Source organism: Agrobacterium sp. FDAARGOS_525 (assembly GCF_003938925.1).
In the GTDB taxonomy this organism is placed as follows: domain Bacteria; phylum Pseudomonadota; class Alphaproteobacteria; order Rhizobiales; family Rhizobiaceae; genus Agrobacterium; species Agrobacterium pusense.
This window is the reverse complement of sequence record NZ_RKIU01000003.1, coordinates 405,420-423,843: the sequence shown is the minus strand read 5'-3', so window position 1 is coordinate 423,843 and position 18,424 is coordinate 405,420. Positions and strand designations below refer to the sequence as shown.

The window sequence follows — 18,424 nt, the reverse complement described above, 5'->3', positions numbered from 1 at the left end:
GTATACCTCCGGCATGCGAAGACGGTTCTCTTGTCGTGCAAGTAGAGGCGGGCTTTCCGGCCAGGAATTTCGTGGTAAATATTAAGGAAATCAGCGCATTAAATTTTCGATGCGAAGTTAACGCCTGAGAGCCGTTCTTCAGGGCGCAGCTTCTTTCCCGGCAGTCCTTCTCCGTTTCTAACCCTTTGACCTCGTTCCGGAAGCGCGGTAGGAAATGACGGAATTACTATTCTTCCGTGCATTATATATAACTAAAAAATAGGATTTTGGGAGGATATTCGGGTAACCGGATGAAGCATCGGACGGGATGCCGAGGCGGTGGAAAGAGGAAGAGAAAAACCCCTTATGGATGCACCGCATGACGGACAGGGGCGTGGCTACTGGCGGGACGCATTGTTTTATGTGACGTTCCTGTACTTCACAGTCGGTTTTTCGCCCTATATCTCGCTCTCCTCCACCTATCTGGGGTCCGCCATGGCGGCCGGGTCCAACCTGCTCAACCAGCTCACCGCAGTCATCCTGCTCTGCAGTTTTGTGGCATTCATGGCCAGGGAGCGCTCGTTCTCCATCATCCTTGCGCCGCGCCTGCTGACAGCGGCAATTTTCGGCTGGTTTGCCTTGACCTCGCTTCTCGGTGAAGCACCATCGTTTTCTCTACGTCGGCTTGTCATGTGCGTCATCATCTGCGTGCTCGCCGGCGGGTTCCTGCAGCTGCCGCGCACCGAGCGGCATTTCACCACGCTGCTCGCCACCTGCGTCCTCATCATATTGTTCCTGTGTTATTTCGGCGTCGTCGCCCTGCCTTCGCGGTCCATTCACCTGGCAAGCGATGCGCTGGAGCCGCTGCTGGCCGGCAACTGGCGCGGGGTCTTCCAGCACAAGAACGAGGCCGCATCGGTCATGGCGGTGCTGATCATCGTGTCGATTTATCTTTGCAGGCGCTGGTCCTTCATCGGCGGCCTCTCGGTGCTGCTGCTGTCGGTTTTCTTCCTGGTCAAGACAGGTGGCAAGACGGTGCTTGGCCTGATGCCGATCATCGTGGCAACCGGCTGGTTCATCGTTCGCTGGCCCCGGTGGCGTTATATGGTCGTGACCCTGCTTCTTTTGTTCTGCGCGGCCGTGACCGTGGGCACCACGGTAGACCCGGTGTTTTCACAGATGCTGACGAAAATGGGCATCGACGCCAGCTTTACGGGCCGAACCGATATCTGGGCTGTCGCCATCGATTACATCCGCAAAAGCCCGATCCTCGGATATGGCTACCAGGCCTTCTGGCGCAGCGATACGCTGATGTCGAGCTTCACCGAGGACAATAGCTGGGCGACTACCGCGCCGGCTTCCCATAGCGGCTATTTCGACCTGCTGCTGGAAGGTGGCGTGCCGGGGCTGGTTCTGGTGCTGATATGGATTTATCTGCTGCCGCTCCATAATCTCGGCAAAATGGACAGCGCCACGCGCAACAGTCCTTTGACGCGGCTTTATGTCGGCGTCTGGCTTTACGTCCTGCTATACGGCTTTCTGGAAACTCTGTTTCTTCTGAGCGCGGGTTTCGTCTGGTTTTTCCTGCTCGTCGCGATGATGGGCCTGCATCTGCAGGCCCATGCCAGCCTCGTCGAGGAAGAGGCGGAGCGGGAACCCGGCCAGTCCGGCGGCCCCGTGCGCAGTGCAGCGAAGCCGGGCGGGCCGCCTGCCGCACAACCGCAGGTCCTGCAGTCCCGTTGACGGTTCGAGATGCGCCGCCACCGCCGGCCGCGCTGCGTCGGGTAATGATGCAAGATCACTGCTCCATACTTGTTCCGTCATTTGATATCGCGGGCAGCAGCTGCACCGCGAATCCCTGTCGGCACCTGCAATTTTTCGGCGTGAAGAAATTATAAAGTTTTTGATCATAATTATTTTGCGATAAAAGGAATCACGAGCAGCCCATTGATCGGCTCTGCTCAGCTTTTCCTCAAGATGCGGCCTGGCGCCTGGCCTTTCAGGGGCGCCATGCCACGGGGGGAGACGACCTGTGCGTATTGCAGGGACAGGCCCGGACTTTCTTCGGCGTATGCATGATGCAGAGGCAATCCCAGCCGATGATGCGGCTATCGAAGCCCTGATGACCGGGGTCCTCGACGTGCCATGCCAGCCTTGCCGAACACCTCCTGTGGCACGGGGAAGGAGCGGTTTTTTCATGACGTGAGGTTTCCGTGTCCTTTCTCCAGAACGCCAGCATCCGCACCAAAATTCTTTCTCTCATTCTGCCGATCTGCATCGTCGGTCTTGGCGCCACCGGCTTCATGTCCGAACGCTACAAGCAGGCGGACACGGCCTATTCCGATTTTATCGCCAAAGACAACGCCGCCCTGGTGGAGCTTGCCCGGGCAAACCGCAACCTGCAGTCCATGGCCTATGGTGCCTATCAGATCATGGCTTATGACGCCAATAGCCCTGACTTCAAGATCGTGAAGCAGGAATATGCGGGGGACAGGGCAGAGGTGGTATCGCGCCTGGATGTTGTCAAAGCCATTTTTCCGGAAGAGACAGCAACACTCGACAGGCTGTTGCGAGACGTCAAGGCCATTATCGCCATGACGGATAAGGCCGTGGAGTTCGGTTCGGCCAACCGCAACCAGGAATCCGCCGCGGAGCTTCTGAAGGCTGACGTTGCCATGCGCGCTACGGGCGCCGACATCGCCAGTCTTCTTGACAGGCTTGCCAAGGGTGTCGTCAAGGGAAGCGACGACCTGACCGATCAGACCAATTCGACCATCCTCACCTCGCTGATGGCTGTCGGCGTTACTTTCGCGACCGGCATTATTCTGGCGCTTTTCGTGGCTTCGCGCGGAATCACCACGCCGATTGCCCGGCTGCGCGAGCGCATGGTCTCGCTGGCCGCCGGTGAAACGACGGCGGAAATCGACGGAATGGCACGCAAAGACGAAGTCGGCCAGATGGCGCGGGCGGTTCAGATTTTCCGTGAAAATTCCATAGAGCGCATTCGTCTCGAGCGGGAAACCGAAGCAAACCGCAGCCTGTCGGAACAGGACCGGATCGAACGTGAGCAGCAGAAGGCGAAAGAAGCGGCCGACGTCAAATTCGCCGTCGACAACCTCGCTGCCGGTCTCTCGAAACTCTCCGACGGCGATGTCTCCTACCGCATCCGCGAGCCGTTCACGACAACGCTCGATACCGTGCGCAACGATTTCAACACATCGGCGGAAAAGCTGCAGGCTGCCCTGACCCGTGTTGCGCAGAACGCCAACGGCATCGGCGCGGGGGCAAACGAAATCAAATCGGCCGCCGACGATCTGGCGAGACGTACCGAACAGCAAGCGGCGGCCGTGGAGCAAACCGCGGCGGCCCTGGAGGAGATAACCACGACCGTGCGGGATTCCACCAAACGCGCGCAGGAGGCGGGCCTGATCGTCAGTCGCGCCAGGGCGGGCGCGGAACAATCTGGCGAAGTGGTGCGCCGCGCCGTGGTCGCCATGGAGCAGATCGCGAATTCTGCCAATGAAATCAGCAATATCATCGGGGTGATCGATGAGATCGCCTTCCAGACCAACCTGCTTGCCCTGAATGCCGGCGTGGAGGCCGCCCGCGCCGGTGAGGCCGGCAAGGGCTTCGCCGTCGTGGCCCAGGAGGTGCGCGAGCTTGCGCAACGCTCCGCCCATGCTGCCAAGGAGATCAAGGCGCTGATCACCACCTCGAACGATCAGGTGCAGCAGGGCGTGCAGCTGGTGGGTGACACCGGCAAGGCGCTGGTGACGATCGTATCCGAAGTGCAGGAAATCAACCGCCACGTGGTTTCCATCGTGGAGGCTGCGCAGGAGCAGTCCTCGGGACTGCAGCAGATCAACACCGCGGTCAACCAGATGGATCAGGACACCCAGAAAAACGCGGCGATGGTCGAAGAAACCAATGCCGCAAGCCACAGCCTGGCCAAGGAGGTGGCCTCTCTCAACCAGTTGCTGTCGCAATTCCGCCTCGGCGACAGCGCCCATCAGCCGCAGAGCCAGCCCGCGCCGGTGCGCACCGCCGCCGGCGGCGAAAGACCGGTAGCATCCCCCGTGCGTGCGCTCGGCCACAAGCTCGCTGCCGCCTTCGCGGGCAATGCCGCCCTCGACAGATCGAGAGATGAATGGCGTGAGTTTTGATCCTGCGACTTCATTCGCCTGAAACCAGCGCCCGGTGCTTCGACCACCGGGCGGCTTTTTGCCTCTGGGTTGTCGAAGAACGGATAGCTTATCTCAGACCACCACTGATCCGCCGCCGCCAGCCTCGCCCATCGCCTTCAATGCTTCAGTAATATCGATCGGGACGGAGTCTAACGGCGTTTTCGGGGAAGACTGTTGCGACGCGCAATTGTCAAGCACGCTGCCTAGTGGATGCGGCAACGCCATACATGCTTTCCATAGGCTTCCGTCAAAAACGATGCGTGGCAATCCGGGGTGATACGTTCTGCGAAAAATGGCGCACCCGGCAGGAATCGAACCTGCGACCTTTGGAATCGGAATGCAGCGGTTTCATATTAGCTGCTGCTTCCTCTTGTTTACTGCAACGATATTTTGCTATGTGTTTCAGCCGGTAAGTGCTTTCCGCAATTACAACGGTTGGGGCTGAGTTGTCCAGACTTTGCTTCCTTCTGCTTCCTATGTGCTTCCTGAATGGGATCGGTGGACAAGATGGCAAAGCTCACGAAGCGAACGATAGACGCTCTCCAGCCCCGCGAAAAAGATTACTTCGAGTGGGATGACGAGATGCCCGGTTTTGGCGTGCGCGTGTGGCCAACTGGCAAAAAGGTGTATGTCGCTCAGTATAGGGCAGGACGGCAAACCCGAAGGTTCAAGATAGGCAGCCACGGCGCTCTGACGGTCGAAGAGGCCAGGAAGCAAGCTAAAACTGTGCTTGGTGACGTGGCGCGAGGTGAAGACCCTCAGCAAGATAGATCCACCCGCCGCAAGTCCATGACCGTGAAAGACCTGTGCGACACTTACTTCGAAGCCGCTGACAAAGGTCTGATATTTGGCAAGAGGGGCAAGCCTAAGAAATCATCTACACTCTATGTCGACCGGGGTAGGGCGAACCGCCATATCATCCCGCTTCTAGGCAACAAGCTTGTGCAGGATTTGACGACCGCGGATGTCGTGAAAATGATGCGCGATGTCACTGTCGGCAAGACAGCGCTCAATGAGAAGACTGGCAAGCTTAGGGGCCGGGCAATCGTTCAAGGTGGAGCCGGTACTGCTTCCCAAGCCGTCACGCTTATGAGCGCCATCCTCACCTACGCTGCGTCTGAAGGTATCGTTCCTCACAATGTTGCCAGAGGCATCCAAAAGCCCGCCGTAGGGCGCCGTACGCGGCGTTTGACCGCCGACGAGTATTTTGCTCTTGGCAAGGCATTGGACGTGTCAGAGGGCGAGCCATGGCAAGCCATTGCCGGAATCAAACTGTTCTTGCTCACGGGCTTTCGCCTTCAGGAGATCGCCGCTCTAAAGTGGACTGAGGTAGATGAGGCCGGCAGTTGCTTCAGGCTTGGCGACAGCAAGACCGACGAGAGTGTTCGCCCGATCGGTAGGCCAGTCTTCGATGTTCTCAGAGCTCTGGACCGTGTGCCTGGGAACCCTCATGTCCTTCCGTCTCCTCGGAAGGAGGACGGGCATTACACGGCCCTCGACACGGCCATGGAGCGCGTTACCGAGGCTGCAGGGATATCCGGGGTGACCTCGCATACCTTGCGCCACAGCTATGCCTCTGTGGCTGGCGATTTAGGATTTACCGAAATCACTATCTCCGCGCTTCTTGGGCACGCGGCCGGCAACGTCACGCAACGATATGTGCATCATCTCGACACGGTGCTGATCGCAGCGGCCAACAAGGTTTCGGGAGAGATAGAACGGATGATGACGGGCAAATCTGCTCAGGTCATTGAGTTGCCCAGGCGGGCTTAGGCGTTCTTATCATCAGGCAAGTTGTCGACGTCATCTCGATGTAATTCAAAAGGGTCTGCGAAAGCCTCATTAGGATAGGCTGGAGTGGTGTACCGATCATCGTCAAACGGCCTATCATTGAGCCGTTCCATTTCTTCCATATCGAGTTCCTCGACGAACTTGCTCACCTTCTCGGCAAAGCCAGTGGTGACCGACAATCTGTCGTCAGCAATGTCTCTGAGAGTTTTTTCGATCTGATCTGTGATTTCATCGATTCGAGACTCAAGCTCGCTTCCTCGCTTCAGCGCCGCCACCATTTGAGCCAAGCTTTCCACGCGCTGCTCTAGAGTCGCGGGCGCGGGGAAGTACTGTTCGAGGCACCAGACAATTGCTTCATTCATCGACATATCGGCTCGATCAGCTTTCTCTTTGATGCGCTCTCTCATCCCCGGAGGCAGCCTAAGCTGGAACTGATCGTAGTCTTTGACCATCGTTTTCTTCGCCATCTCAGACACCCTTTCAGCAATCATATCATGCGTGCTACATTGTTATTGACTTAACCATGGCATTACCAGATAATCCAGTCATAGCATCGTTGCTATGATTAATTCTGACGAGGTGGTTAATATGCTTAATGCAGCCAAGCCGCGGTTACGCCGTTCGGAGGTGCCAAGCTATCTTCTGGAAAAGCACGGCATACCGATCGCGGTAAATACTCTGAACAAGATGGCTTCGGTCGGTGGTGGTCCTGACATGCGCTATGCTGGCCGGATTCCCCTGTATGACGTCGACGAGCTGGACAAGTGGGCGGAACAACGCCTTTCGGGGCCGGTCTCGTCGACATCGGGGAAATGCGCATGACCAGTCCCGATCACCAACAACTGACTGCTCTTTGCATGGCTCAGCTTGAGGATCTCGGCCGTTCCTCAGGACGATCTCTCTTCCAAAGACTGTTGATGTCTGAGCTGCCGGAAGACAGTCTCGAAGAGCAGGTAGACGCAGCCGTGCAGGATCTGGAGGACCATTTGATTGCGGGTGGCACCTGCGACAACGATCTACAGATCGCATGCAACAAGTTTAGGCTCGCTCTTCTTCAAGAGGGACGGCGGCTGATCGCTCTCATTCCCGATCAGGTTTACGAGGGAGGCCTTCAGTGACAGGCACCGACCACGAACACAGCGAGGCTGTCATCCAAGCAGCGCAATGGCTGGCAGAGCAGAACCCAGCCCCGACGCCGATCATCCCCGCGATCAAAGAGCGCTTTGGTCTGAATGCTCTTGAAGCATGTGAGGCAGCGGCCTTGTCGAACAGGTATAAGGTTTGGCGGAGGGCGCACGGCTGATGGTTCACGCCCAACACATCGTCGAGCACGGAGAAGAGAAGAGCAAATTCCTCTTCACCAAAACCGCTCGGAAATTCCCGATCGTTGATGCGCGGCCTCTTCGCTGGCCGAACAGCCCAAAGGCCGCTGATGAGCTTGTAGATTACTGGCGCGATCGTGCTGGTCTGGCTCTCGGTGCTCTGAAGCTTTCGAAAAGGGCAATGATGATGATTGCTTCTCACACATCGAGAAGAGACGGCCGGTGCTCTCTGTCTGATGCATCTCTATCCAGCAGAACGGGACGGTCTATTCCATCCATCAAACGCGACATTTGCAGGCTAAAGAAGATGGGTTTTCTCATAGCCGAGACGACCTCCGATGTTGCCTATCGGAAGCGCCGGCGCGTTCTCTTTCTGTCGATCCCCGACGTGCTGGATGAGGATCAACGTATACCCCGAAATGACGATCAACGTATCGATTTAGAACTTGGCCATTATTCAGGATCAACGCATACCCCATACGTTGATCCTTCTGATAAAGGAGAACGCCGAGATGTCTGAGCAGCTATCTCTCCTCGATTGGTATCCGCCGGCAGATGTTTTGCCGTTTCCTTTTCATCGCTCCCACGGCGCCACGATCGCCGTCGCGAGATCGATCGTCAACATCGAGACAGCAAAGCGCTCAGGCAAGCTCAACAGCATTCGTGCGCAGACACGCAAGAGACTCGAGCCTCTTATCGGTATCGACCAGGCCGACAAGGCTGCTGACGATCTCATTCGCGCCATCAAGGTCGGATTCGCTTATTGTGAGACGCCCCACTTTCATAAGCAGAAGATCCAATCTGAAACGGTCATTTCTTTCTCGACGAGGCAGCAACTTAAAGCGCTTCAGCATGGTGACGGCGCTGGCGAAGCCAGTGCTTTGGGTCAAGGGACGAAGTTCCTTGCGGGTTTGGGCGGAGCCCAAGAAAGACCTGAGTATGACGCTGCGCGCGCGCGCGAAGGCGGTGCTGCATGAATTTGCAATCGGGGAGATCGTATCTCGATAGCGCTGGCCGAAGGTTTGAGTTCTACGGATTGGGCAAGCATACAGGGTTCGCATTTGGTCAAGCTTATGACCCTCGGCCAAAGAGGTGGAAAAAGAAATCCACCGGATATGACAATAATGGACGCGATGTGAATGGCGGCAAAGGCATCCTGATCTGCCCTTATCCAGTCAACGATTATCACCCTTCAGCTTTTCCATTTTACAGACACGGCAAGCACCGTGGATTTTGTTGCAACTTTCAAGGAAGGCGAGTCGCATGAGTGAACAGAGTGAGACCGGTGAGAAGATTACCGTTATCCCTCACCAGGATTATGTCACCTTTGAAGTTTTCGACGACACTATCTGGATCACCCAGGAGGGATACGTCGAAGGTGATCAGACGATTTCAATCATTGGCCGGGCCAACCTCGATTTGATGATTTCGGCCCTGTCTAAGGTGCGGGAGAAATGGTCATGATCGTAGTTGAGCGCGGAATAGGAAGTGGCACTGGTTACTTCGTTGTTGACCACCCTGAAGGAGTAGAAATCGCGGGGCCATTCAACACCCATAGTGCTGCTTGGCGATGGGTCGACCGGAACGAAGGACAACCCGTCTCACGCAGCGAATCTCTCGGCATATTCATTCGCGAGAGCAATGGAGGCGTGGCATGAGCGATCAGGTAGCGAGAATGCCAATTATCACTGATGAAGCACCAGCGGCGGATTATCGCACGCTCGACATTCTCGGGTGGGCCGTGACCGACAAGCAGACACAGGAAGCCTATCGGAAATGCACCGGTGAAGATGCCGGCCCGGTTCTCGATCGCTACGTCTCTTGGGCGCGCGAGAACATCATCGGTGGCGCCGTTTGAGCAATACCGCCCTTTCCCTCCTCGACCATGACGAAATGCAGCGTGGCATCGCCGGCGGCCGAAAGCTGCCGGTGCCAATGCTGCCGTCAGAAATCATCAGGATCGAGACGGCGATGCATTTCGCCTGCGTGGGCGACAAGACTATTCGAGAGTGGGCAAAGAAATACGGAATAGGCAGGCAAGCCGATCGCCACGCGCCGCTCCAGATATCCTTTCCCGCGCTTCTCATGAAGGTTGACGGCGAAATTCGGACCTTGGATCGCTTTAGAGCCGGTGACAGACAACATCCATCGGTGACGTTTTATCTCGATCGCGCGATTATGCTTCTGGAAGAGCTTCGGAAGCCACGGACGAAACGCTGAAAAGCGTTGAAAAACTAGCACATAGTTCCAAATTCTTCGAATACCGCCGAGGCTCGGGGCATGGTCTTATGGTTCTCAACAAAGGAGAACCGAATGAGCAAGGAAGCCGCCAGCCTGGATGATCGCATTGCCGATGCATTCGCGGGCGAACAGACCTCCCAGACCATTGCCGCACTGCTTCAGGAAGTCCAGCAGACGAGCGCCGACGCCAAGGCCAGCAGCCAGGCCGCAGAACAGCGCGCGCTCAATCCCCGCCTGCGCCCCGCTGAAGTCGATGCAGCCCGCAAGGAGATGGAAGACGCCAATTTCCGAAGCAAGCGCATGGACGCCGCCGCCGATCAGTTGAGCGACCTTCTACGGACCGCAAAAAGCAATGAGGCAGCCGCTGCCCGCGCCGCCGAGTATGAAGCGGCCAAAGCAGAGCGCGACCAGCTTGTGAAGGATCTGGCGGCTTACGAGAAACACGCCTCCGCCATCGTTCAGTTGCTTGACCGGCTCGCAAAGAACAGCGCCCGCCTGCAGCGCGCCAATGCTGGCCAGAGCGCAGACTCCTGGCTCTACTCCGCCCAGAAGATTGCACGCGATGCCGGCTTTGAATTTGGCGTCCAGCACGACTCCCAGCTTCCGAACCTGATCGACGGCGTGCGTCTTCCGAAATTCCGCAAGAACGAAAATTCGGTGCACGGCTTCATGTGGCCGCCGGCCGCTTACTGACGAGGAACCGCATAATGCTTTTCAACCGCAAGAAAGAAGATGGCACTCATCAGCGCGTCGGTCTGAGCGATGGCGTTGAGGCAAAGGTTGCCGAGTTCGTCAAGGATTGGGCCGCTCTCCAGCGTGGGCACCGCCAGCCGGTGGCCGACCGGAAGGAAGAGCCGCTGAAGCTGCTCACTGACGCTGACGTGGCATATTTCGTCAAGGCTATGGAAGACGAGGCAGCGCTTATCGAAGCTGAGATCGAAGACGCCCGGAAACGACATATCGCTGATATCGCGCAGAAAGACGCCCAGATCGCCGCAATCAATCGCGAAATCGAAAGCAGGAAGGCGAAGCTGCAGGATCAGGATGGTGAAATTCATCGTCGCGCGCTTGCCCTTGTCGACACGAAAGACATCGCCAAAAAAATCTACCCCGCTTTTGACGCTGACAATTTCGCGAGCGCTCTCGATGTGAAACGGGAAGTTGTTCGCCGCCGATGCGGTGACGGCGCCGTGGATGGCAAGACTGAAGCCTACATCGATGAGCGCTTTGAACTCCTCGCAGCGCGCGTAAACACCGATCCGTTTGCGGTCGTGATGGCCGATGGCATCAGGCGGAATGATCCCAAGGATGCGGCCGAAAAAGCCTACCAGGATTCCGTCCAGCGCCTTCGTGACGCCCACAAACAACCACCGGAGAATTGATATGCCCGCGACTGGTAACCGTCGGCATGAGGTGGCGGGAAGATGGGTTGTCTCCGCCCGAGGGCTTCCCGCCACCGCTCAACTTGAAAGGAACTGAACATGCACCTTCAGGACAAATTGACGATCGACGGCCAGCGCCGCACTCGCGACGGATATCTCACGGTCAATGCCAAGGTCGCCCGGGCGAACAATGTGCAGCTTTACGCGGGCTCAGAGGTGGGCAAGCCGGAGATGCCCGTGGTTCGCGTTTTCCGGCCCGCTGAGGAGGTTTTTAGCAGCGACACGATGCAGAGCTTCGCTCACCGTCCGGTGACGCTGGGGCATCCTAATCAGGCTGTGTCGGCCAACAACTGGAAAGACGTTGCAAAGGGCTGGAGCGACGGCGAAGTGGCGCGCGATGGCGAGTTTGTCCGCGTGTCCATGCTGCTGGCCGACGCCGGCACTATCAGAGAGATCGAGGACGGCACCAGAGAGCTCTCCATGGGCTACAGCTGTGATCTCGACTGGACGGCTGGCGTATCGCCCTCTGGCGAGGCCTACGACGCGATTCAGCGCGGTATCCGCAGCAATCATATCGCCGTTGTCCCGGCCGCGCGTGGCGGCTCTGAACTGCGCATTGGTGACGGTGCCAACCGGAAGGAACCTCAGGCGATGACCGATGCCGAACGCCAAACGATGAAAGACAGCGTGAAAGGCATGCCGCTCGACCAGGCTGCAGCCCTGCCTCTCTATGACGGCGTGCGCGGTGTGGTCACCTCAGGAATGTCGGCCGAGAGGTATTTCGCCATCCTCGACGGAGCGGACGTAGGCGCCCCGAAGGTTTCCGACGCCGAGGCAAAGTCCATGGCGGCTTACGACCAGATGGTGGACGACCTGAACGGCTCCTGGCGGCGCGATCAGTAATGATAACCGTGTTTATCGAGAGGAATTGAAGATGATCCGGCACGCATGGGCAGTGGATATCAGTGACAGCTCCCTCAAGGACGGCGAGTGGGCAGGCGTGCGGCCTTCGACCATGGCTGAGCGCCGGCTGGTCTCTGCCGGCCGCAGGGATATCTGCTGCACCTTCGCGTTCCGGCAATGCCAGCGCGTGCTTCGCCTCGTCGTCTCTCAGGAAGGCGTCAAGCAGCCCTTCTTCTCGACAAAGCGCAAATTTGAAAAAGCTGTCCAGAGTCTAACCTTCGCGCACGGCGTCGAAGCGACAGAGCCTTATTCCGCGTCCGTTCTGGCGTCTGCCGCGGTACTTGTCCCCGGAATTTTATCGGACATCCACAGACTTAGCGACATCGGCAGTTGCGGCGCTTGCACCTGCATCATGAAGGATCACGGGATGCTCGATGAGGGTAGTGCCACAGAGGTTTTTGTGCTCGACCAGTTGATAACCACTCGCCAGGAATTGGAGTCCCGCTCATGATCGTAGAAGAACTGATAGGCCTTCTTGGTTGGAAGCTGGAGGGTGAGCAGGATCTAAAAAAATTCAAGTCCGGCATGGACGACGCCGAGGTCAGCGCCAAGAAGACTTCCGATCGCGTGAAGGCGCTAGGAATAGCAGCAGGGGCAGTTGCGACTGGCGCCATCGCCCTCGGCACTTCAGCGGTAAAAAACTATGCTTCTTTCGAGCGTGCGATGCTCCGCATTGGCAACACCGCTGGAGCTTCCGCATCAGAGACTGCAAAAGCTTCTGATGACGTTCAGGCGCTGGCAAAAAAGTTTGCGCTACCGTTGGATGAAGCCGTTGCCGGCTTGGACACTCTGACCGCCTCGGGAAAAGATCTAAACGAGGCCATGGCCTTCTTGCCGACGGTTCTTGCAACCACTCAGGGGTACGGAGCGGACGCAAGGGACATTGCTAACGCCGCCCTTAAGGCGTCATCGGCGCTCAGAATTGAGGCCTCCGAAATTGAGAAGACCTTCGATATCATGGCCGTTGGCGGCAAAGCTGGCCAGTTCGAATTGAAGGATATGGCGTCGTATATACCGGTGCTTGCAAATCAGTTCGCGAACTTAGGGTACAACGGCAATGAGGGTTTGAAACGCCTGATCGCAGTGTTGCAGACGTTGCGCGAAGATACCGGTACAGCAGGACAGGCTGCGAATTACGCAGAAAACCTATTCTCCAAAATGTTTTCTGGAGAAGTTGAAAGAAACTTCAAAAAGTTCGGCCGCAATATCCGAGAAGAAATGGCGAACGCTACGGCAGCAGGCGAAGATGCTATTGACGCTTATGTCAGATTGACGAAAGAAGTCTTAGACCAGAACCCGACAGCGCGCCTTTCTGACATTTTCGTTGATATCCAGCTTCAGAACGCCATGTTGTCGCTGACGACGAGTACGGACGCGCTTCGGAACTTCTTTGATATCTTGAATGGCACAGAGGTGAGCGGCACAGTTTACCGCGATGTCAAGCAGTTCACTGACGACACCACCGCCGCCATACAAAACATGACAAACGCCTGGGATTCCTTCATGAAATCGCTTGGCGGATCAATAGCGCCTTCTGCCACGTCGGCCCTGAACGCGCTCACCAACGAGATCAGCTATCAGGATGCTGTCTCCAAGGAGCTGGAGAAGCAGGGCTACAGCTTTCTGGGGCGTCAGCTCTGGATGGGCACGAAAGAGCAGAAAGATGCCCTTGCACGCGCTGGCGGCTATGTTCCGAACAATGATCCAATCGCGCAGGAGGCTGCGAGAAATGCTCCAGAGGCCTACAAGGTTCTAGGGCGGCGAGCCACAAGACCGATAAGCAAGACGCCCGATACCGCGTATGGTTACAACGAGCCCGCGCAGAAAGAGATTCCGGCGAACGTCTTTGCCGGTTTCGAGGCGCGCATGGACAAGCTCGCGGCAGTCGCGACCAGCACGCCACCAGAGGTTACCAACACAGTCAACGATAGCCGAGATCAGTCTGTGACGGTGCAGGTCGGTGGCGTGACTGTCCAAGGCGTGCAGAACGTAAATGCAGCCGTTGGCGGGGCAATAGGTCGGGCTGTTGGACAGGCGGCTGTGGGTAGAGTTTCACGTTTTGAACGGGACGATGCTTTCTAATGTTGACGATCAAGTTTCAACGTCGAAAGAAGGGAAAAGGCGCGGCCGGTATATCCTCGCTCTTTCCAGGCCCCAACCATGTGAAAGTCGGTTTCCCCGCTGGCGAAGCAGATGCCGAGAACATCCAGAAAGCCATCTGGAACGAGTTCGGCACGAGCCGGGGAATTCCAGAGCGCCCATTTATGCGGAATACGATGCGCAAAAAGCGGGCTGAGTACAAAGCGGCGATGAAAGCCGCGGCGGCTACAATCATCGAGCAGGCAGCCCTTGGTGAGTCCGTAGCCAAAGAGAAACGGAAAGCCCTCAAGAAACTTGGCATCAAAGCTCAGGGTGACATCCAAGCTGAGATCACCGCGTTGCGCACTCCGCCGAACGCGCCATCCACAATCCGACAAAAGGGCAGCTCCAACCCCTTGATCAATTCAGGGGAGATGCGCGCGGCCGTCTCATTCAAAGTTGAGGAGAAGTGATGACTAGCGATAACGGTCATTCTCACGATGAAAAGCTGAAGCGCGTTGCGACGGCAATCGATCGCCTTGCAGCCGGTGAGACACCCGAACAGATCAAGGCCGGGCCGCGGCCTGAATACGATCCGACGCCGACTGAAAAAGAAGCCATGGCCGAGTTTATGCAGCTTCCGGATGGCCTGCCGCAATACATCAAGGTGCCTGATCTCCCACAAATGTTGAGGTTTCAACACCCCCGGCAGGAGGTTGCTTTGGCGGTCGTCATGAAGGCTTTGGGGATCACGGATCAACGTCTCTACGCATCGATGATATCGCAGATCACCAATGCGCTCTCGCGCGGGCAGGAAGCGGAAGTTGCTGAGTTGAATGCTGCCATAGCTCTGGTCGCCGGCATCGAGCCCAGAGACCACCTTGAGGCGATGCTGGCCTTCCAAATGGCGACGGTTCATGTGCTGTCTCTCCGCCACACAAGATCGCTCGTCACCTCGGATCGGGTCGATCTCGTGGACCTGCATGAGCGTATCGTTAACAAGCTGATGCGGACCTTCACAGCCCAGATGGAAGCCCTGCGGAAGCATCGCAATGGCGGCAATCAAAAGGTCGTTGTCGAGCACGTTTATGTTGGCGAAGGCGGACAGGCGATCATCGGCAATGTCACCCACGGGGGGCGGGGTAGAAACAAAAAAGGTGCACAATCCCATGGACAAGATGATTTATCCGTACCAGCTCGCGCCGCGGTGCTCGGCCATGTCGAAGCGGACAAAGTGCCAATGCCAGGCGCCGGCGGAGCGAGGGAAGACGGTTTGCCGGTTCCACGGAGCCCGCGCCGGAGCGCCAAAGGGGAAAAAGAACGGCGCTTATAAGCACGGTCGGTTCACCCGCGAAATGATCGAAATACGCAAGGAAATTGCCGAGATCGGTCGTCTGCATCGCGACATGATGGCGCTTCTTTCCGGTGGCGACCGGTAGCACTTTATCAGCACAATTCAACACATAAATTGATATGGTTGCGGCAACCTATCATCATCTGTTATACATCTGCCAGCGACCACGGATGAACTGGCGCAAAGGATTGGCCGGCCTTCCGAGGTGACGGCCTTTCTTTTTGCCCAGCCTGGAGATTTAGCCTTGCCTCATTCCAATGAAGCCGACGCCCGCCGCCTCTGCGCAGAGTTCGATATCGAGATCATTCCCGCCAACGAGATGCCAACGCCTGGACAGACAAGAGCCATAGGCACGATCTGCCGGATCCTCGGCAAACATGGCGATGCCCATATGCGCCTCGTGCTGTCCACGCTGGCGGAGACGAAGAATAACCAAGGGCTGCTCACGGAAACATCGCTGTGGGCTGTCAGTGACCTTGTGCTGTCCTGCAGCGAGTGGATCGAGACTGACCTGTCTTCCTGGTATGAGGCATGGGACGCAATACCGCTCGGTCACATCCTCTGGCATGTTCAGGAACTCTCAGGCAAAAGCCACATGCGTCACGCGCTCGCCGGCGCCGTCTACCTGATGCTGGTCTATTACAGCAAGGGCAAGAAGGCGGACAAGGAAATCAGCTATTCCTTCCTCCGCCGCGTTCAGAAGGCCGAGGGCGATCTGTCCACGCAGCAACTCGGCCGGCAGGAGGCAATCGAGATCGGCAAGGAGTTCCTTGAGGTCAAGAGCAGCATGTCCCGCGGCGAATGGCTTCCATGGGTCAGGGAGAAGGCGGGCTTCAGTTATGGCACGGTGCAGCGATATATGCGCATGGCGCGAGAAGCTGGGTCGGTCGCAGCCTAAGGGTTGCGCATCTCGCCTTTTTGAGACAGCATTCGGCTCTGAGATACAGGAGACGACATGAAACTGATCATTGGCGCCGTGTTTGCATCGTTGGCAGCGTCCTCGGCGTGGGCAGATGCAAATGAGGATTTTGTATGGGCGACCCAGATCGCCGCTGTGATCGGAAGCGCCGACGCGTGCGGCTTCAAACTAGATGATGCAAAGGTGAAGGCTCTCGCGACCGAAAAAATCGCCAAGATGGACTCAGGTACACGAAGCAATTTTTACGCAACCCTCACACTTACGCCGAATGAGCTTTCCCAGCTCACAGCCACAGCGAAGGTCGCTCAATGCGCCCTGCAGAGCGAGGTGGCGAAGCGCGAGGGGCTCGCTCCGTAAGGTATTGATAATGGCCCTTATCACTAGCGAGTAATGGGCTGTCTGCACAGTCAACCCGTTGGCAACCCTTTCAAACATGTGCGCAGCACGCTGCACACTTTCCTACTCATAGTGTCCGCCGCAGCGGACAGATTGGTCATACGGCAAAGCTCCAAATGGCTTTCGACGGACTCTATGAACTTGCCGGGAAATGTTCACCGAGTGAACATCCGCGTAGGGCCAAACGGCCAGCAAATCTCACTACTTTGGTGGACAAAGATGGACGTTGACCAGGCGTTAAACCGGGAATTTTCCGGTTTGAGAGGATGAGGTAAACCCGGGTCATTCCCAGAAATTCCGGGACTGAACCTGAGCCACACACAGGTTATCATGATGACAAATGATGACTTCCCGCATGCTGCTTAAATGTGCCTGTGAGGCATATTATCGTCTGTCACAGGAAACCATCTCCGGCATGATCCTTGAACCGGTCGGCACGGCGCACATAGGTCTCCACCGTGCGCGGATCGCGGTGTCTCGTCACTTCCATGATGCGGGATATACTCGCCCGGTTCTCTGCCGCCGAGGTGACAAAGCCAGCTCGAAGCGAATGGCCGGACAGGCTCGCCACATCGAGGCCGGCAGCATCGGCATACTTCTTGACGATCAGCGCCACGGCTTGATCCGTCAGCGTCTCTTCCGTCAGACGGTCGCCACGATTGAAGCGGCGGAAGATAGGGCCAGAGGTTATCCCAGCCGCCTGAAGCCACTCCTTGAGCCTGTCAGCGGGTTTCAGGGCCTTGCCGTTGAGGATGGCAACCGATTGGCCTTTTGCCTCCTGGTCAGTCTTGGACTTCGGCAGGAACACATCCACGCCTTCTTCACTGAAGGTCAGATCCTCGACAGTGATCGCCACAAGCTCCGATCGACGGAAGGCGCCAGCGAATCCGAGCAAGATCAATGCCCTGTCACGCTTGCCCTGGAGGCTGTCAGCGTTGATCCGCGCCATCATGGCATGAATGACATCAACAGTTGCCGGTGCCTTCTGGCGGGCCGCTGTGCCCACTGTGCGACGTATGCCCTTCAGGATGGCCGCCACACCCGCATTGTCGGTGGGATTGTCCAGACCTGCGCCGCGGTGGAAGAAGCGAATGGCGGCCAGCTTGCGGGCGATTGTCGGCACCTTTTTGCCCGCCTCCGCCAGAAACGATGCGTAGTTTGCCACGGTCGCAGGGGTGGCCGGCAGATGCGATCGGTCGCGAGCCGCACACCAGTCTTGAAAATCCTGCCAATCGCCTCTGTACGCCCGCATGGTGTTGCTGGAGAGCGCAGCGCGGCCATAGTCCAGCGCAGCGTCAGAAAGATCGGAAGCAGCCTCTATTCCCGGCTGTGAGGAGATCAACGTCAATGCGGACATTCAATGCTCTCCTGTCGAAGGTGTTGCCATGCTGGCAATCCCTTGGGTGCCTGTATGATGCAGGTGCCTCAAGGTATGTGTGTCATGCACATGCAGAGGTATTCGTGTCATACGAACACCCCCGAGGAATGGTCATGATGACCACACCTTTGGTAGTGATAAGTGGTCTTCTCGTTAGTCGCCCTGGGTATTGTGATCAAAACGCACGCCAGCGCCGCCGGCTTTCATCTCATCTGCCGCAATGAATATCACGCCGCCTTTTTCCAGAGCTTCCTGAATATCATCGAGGGTCCGTTCATACGGGGATCGTTTGCCAGCCTCAAAGTTAGCGATGGTAGCTTTTGCGACTTTCGATTCTTCCGAAAGCTTGTCTTGCGACCAGCCGATAAGGGAGCGAGCGGCACGGCACTGAGCAGGAGATATCGACAATTTTATATAACCTTGCATTAAAAGTGTT

General features: G+C 57.0%; 21 protein-coding genes and 1 pseudogene. 19 read left to right on the top strand and 3 right to left on the bottom strand.

All coding sequences use genetic code 11. The features are described 5' to 3' along the window. Nucleotides 1-345 precede the first annotated feature (345 nt). The 3 genes from uppW to EGT36_RS03280 all read left to right on the top strand — a co-directional run bounded on the left by uppW (nucleotide 346) and on the right by EGT36_RS03280 (nucleotide 5,936). Nucleotides 346-1,722: a Wzy-type polysaccharide biosynthesis protein UppW gene (uppW, locus tag EGT36_RS03290; protein WP_125270057.1), complete on the top strand. Its 1,377-nt coding sequence runs from the start codon at nucleotides 346-348 to the stop codon at nucleotides 1,720-1,722. A gap of 470 nt (nucleotides 1,723-2,192) precedes the next feature. Further along, the gene (locus EGT36_RS03285; RefSeq protein ID WP_125270056.1) at nucleotides 2,193-4,142 is read left to right on the top strand and encodes a methyl-accepting chemotaxis protein; all 1,950 of its coding nucleotides are present in this window, start codon (nucleotides 2,193-2,195) and stop codon (nucleotides 4,140-4,142) included. Nucleotides 4,143-4,670: 528 nt separating this feature from the next. Continuing rightward, nucleotides 4,671-5,936, top strand: a complete 1,266-nt coding sequence (locus EGT36_RS03280) for a tyrosine-type recombinase/integrase (protein WP_125270055.1) — start codon at nucleotides 4,671-4,673, stop codon at nucleotides 5,934-5,936. Here EGT36_RS03280 and EGT36_RS03275 read toward each other — a convergent pair. Beyond that, nucleotides 5,933-6,421, bottom strand: a complete 489-nt coding sequence (locus tag EGT36_RS03275) for an Arc family DNA-binding protein (protein ID WP_172965619.1) — start codon at nucleotides 6,419-6,421, stop codon at nucleotides 5,933-5,935. The genes EGT36_RS03280 and EGT36_RS03275 overlap by 4 nt on opposite strands. Before the next feature lie 121 nt (nucleotides 6,422-6,542). On the opposite strand from EGT36_RS03275, the gene EGT36_RS03270 reads away from it, so the two are divergent. The 16 genes from EGT36_RS03270 to EGT36_RS03190 all read left to right on the top strand — a co-directional run bounded on the left by EGT36_RS03270 (nucleotide 6,543) and on the right by EGT36_RS03190 (nucleotide 16,571). Further along, a complete protein-coding gene (locus tag EGT36_RS03270) occupies nucleotides 6,543-6,776 on the top strand; it encodes a hypothetical protein (protein WP_125270053.1) in 234 nt (77 codons plus the stop codon). Then, on the top strand, nucleotides 6,773-7,072 hold the full coding sequence (locus tag EGT36_RS03265; RefSeq protein WP_125270052.1) for a hypothetical protein: 300 nt from the start codon (nucleotides 6,773-6,775) through the stop codon (nucleotides 7,070-7,072). Before EGT36_RS03270 ends, EGT36_RS03265 begins: the two co-directional genes overlap by 4 nt. A 184-nt stretch (nucleotides 7,073-7,256) precedes the next feature. Continuing rightward, a complete protein-coding gene (locus tag EGT36_RS03255) occupies nucleotides 7,257-7,796 on the top strand; it encodes a hypothetical protein (RefSeq protein WP_125270050.1) in 540 nt (179 codons plus the stop codon). Further along, on the top strand, nucleotides 7,789-8,253 hold the full coding sequence (locus EGT36_RS03250; protein ID WP_125270049.1) for a hypothetical protein: 465 nt from the start codon (nucleotides 7,789-7,791) through the stop codon (nucleotides 8,251-8,253). Before EGT36_RS03255 ends, EGT36_RS03250 begins: the two co-directional genes overlap by 8 nt. Nucleotides 8,254-8,539: 286 nt before the next feature. Next, nucleotides 8,540-8,740: a hypothetical protein gene (locus EGT36_RS03245; RefSeq protein WP_125270048.1), complete on the top strand. Its 201-nt coding sequence runs from the start codon at nucleotides 8,540-8,542 to the stop codon at nucleotides 8,738-8,740. Nucleotides 8,741-8,930: 190 nt separating this feature from the next. After that, complete coding sequence (locus tag EGT36_RS03240; protein WP_286083498.1) at nucleotides 8,931-9,134, top strand: hypothetical protein; 204 nt, start codon at nucleotides 8,931-8,933, stop codon at nucleotides 9,132-9,134. Next, nucleotides 9,131-9,496 (top strand): hypothetical protein, encoded by a 366-nt coding sequence (locus EGT36_RS03235; protein ID WP_125270047.1) that lies wholly within the window; start codon nucleotides 9,131-9,133, stop codon nucleotides 9,494-9,496. Before EGT36_RS03240 ends, EGT36_RS03235 begins: the two co-directional genes overlap by 4 nt. A gap of 93 nt (nucleotides 9,497-9,589) precedes the next feature. Continuing rightward, nucleotides 9,590-10,210, top strand: coding sequence for a hypothetical protein (locus EGT36_RS03230; RefSeq protein ID WP_125270046.1), 621 nt, complete (start codon nucleotides 9,590-9,592; stop codon nucleotides 10,208-10,210). A 14-nt stretch (nucleotides 10,211-10,224) separates the two neighbouring features. After that, on the top strand, nucleotides 10,225-10,899 hold the full coding sequence (locus tag EGT36_RS03225) for a hypothetical protein (protein ID WP_125270045.1): 675 nt from the start codon (nucleotides 10,225-10,227) through the stop codon (nucleotides 10,897-10,899). Nucleotides 10,900-10,998: 99 nt separating this feature from the next. Then, nucleotides 10,999-11,802, top strand: a complete 804-nt coding sequence (locus tag EGT36_RS03220) for a DUF2213 domain-containing protein (RefSeq protein ID WP_125270044.1) — start codon at nucleotides 10,999-11,001, stop codon at nucleotides 11,800-11,802. Between the two features lie 31 nt (nucleotides 11,803-11,833). After that, the gene (locus tag EGT36_RS03215; RefSeq protein WP_125270043.1) at nucleotides 11,834-12,313 is read left to right on the top strand and encodes a hypothetical protein; all 480 of its coding nucleotides are present in this window, start codon (nucleotides 11,834-11,836) and stop codon (nucleotides 12,311-12,313) included. Continuing rightward, nucleotides 12,310-13,944, top strand: a complete 1,635-nt coding sequence (locus EGT36_RS03210) for a phage tail tape measure protein (RefSeq protein ID WP_125270042.1) — start codon at nucleotides 12,310-12,312, stop codon at nucleotides 13,942-13,944. The genes EGT36_RS03215 and EGT36_RS03210 overlap by 4 nt, the downstream gene beginning before the upstream one ends. Beyond that, nucleotides 13,944-14,414 carry a hypothetical protein gene (locus tag EGT36_RS03205; RefSeq protein WP_125270041.1) on the top strand — a complete coding sequence of 157 codons (471 nt, stop codon included), beginning with the start codon at nucleotides 13,944-13,946 and terminating at the stop codon, nucleotides 14,412-14,414. The genes EGT36_RS03210 and EGT36_RS03205 overlap by 1 nt, the downstream gene beginning before the upstream one ends. A 146-nt stretch (nucleotides 14,415-14,560) precedes the next feature. Further along, nucleotides 14,561-15,274, top strand: coding sequence for a hypothetical protein (locus tag EGT36_RS03200; RefSeq protein WP_286083495.1), 714 nt, complete (start codon nucleotides 14,561-14,563; stop codon nucleotides 15,272-15,274). Nucleotides 15,275-15,539: 265 nt separating this feature from the next. Then, nucleotides 15,540-16,193 (top strand): DUF3102 domain-containing protein, encoded by a 654-nt coding sequence (locus tag EGT36_RS03195; protein ID WP_286083493.1) that lies wholly within the window; start codon nucleotides 15,540-15,542, stop codon nucleotides 16,191-16,193. 57 nt (nucleotides 16,194-16,250) lie between these two features. After that, nucleotides 16,251-16,571 (top strand): hypothetical protein, encoded by a 321-nt coding sequence (locus EGT36_RS03190; protein ID WP_125270039.1) that lies wholly within the window; start codon nucleotides 16,251-16,253, stop codon nucleotides 16,569-16,571. Between the two features lie 433 nt (nucleotides 16,572-17,004). Here EGT36_RS03190 and EGT36_RS03185 read toward each other — a convergent pair whose 3' ends face one another. Together EGT36_RS03185 and EGT36_RS03180 are read right to left on the bottom strand one after the other, a co-directional pair. Then, nucleotides 17,005-17,967: a site-specific integrase gene (locus tag EGT36_RS03185; protein WP_125270038.1), complete on the bottom strand. Its 963-nt coding sequence runs from the start codon at nucleotides 17,965-17,967 to the stop codon at nucleotides 17,005-17,007. Between the two features lie 201 nt (nucleotides 17,968-18,168). Beyond that, nucleotides 18,169-18,396: pseudogene (locus EGT36_RS03180) on the bottom strand (helix-turn-helix domain-containing protein); the annotation flags it as partial. Nucleotides 18,397-18,424 lie beyond the last annotated feature (28 nt).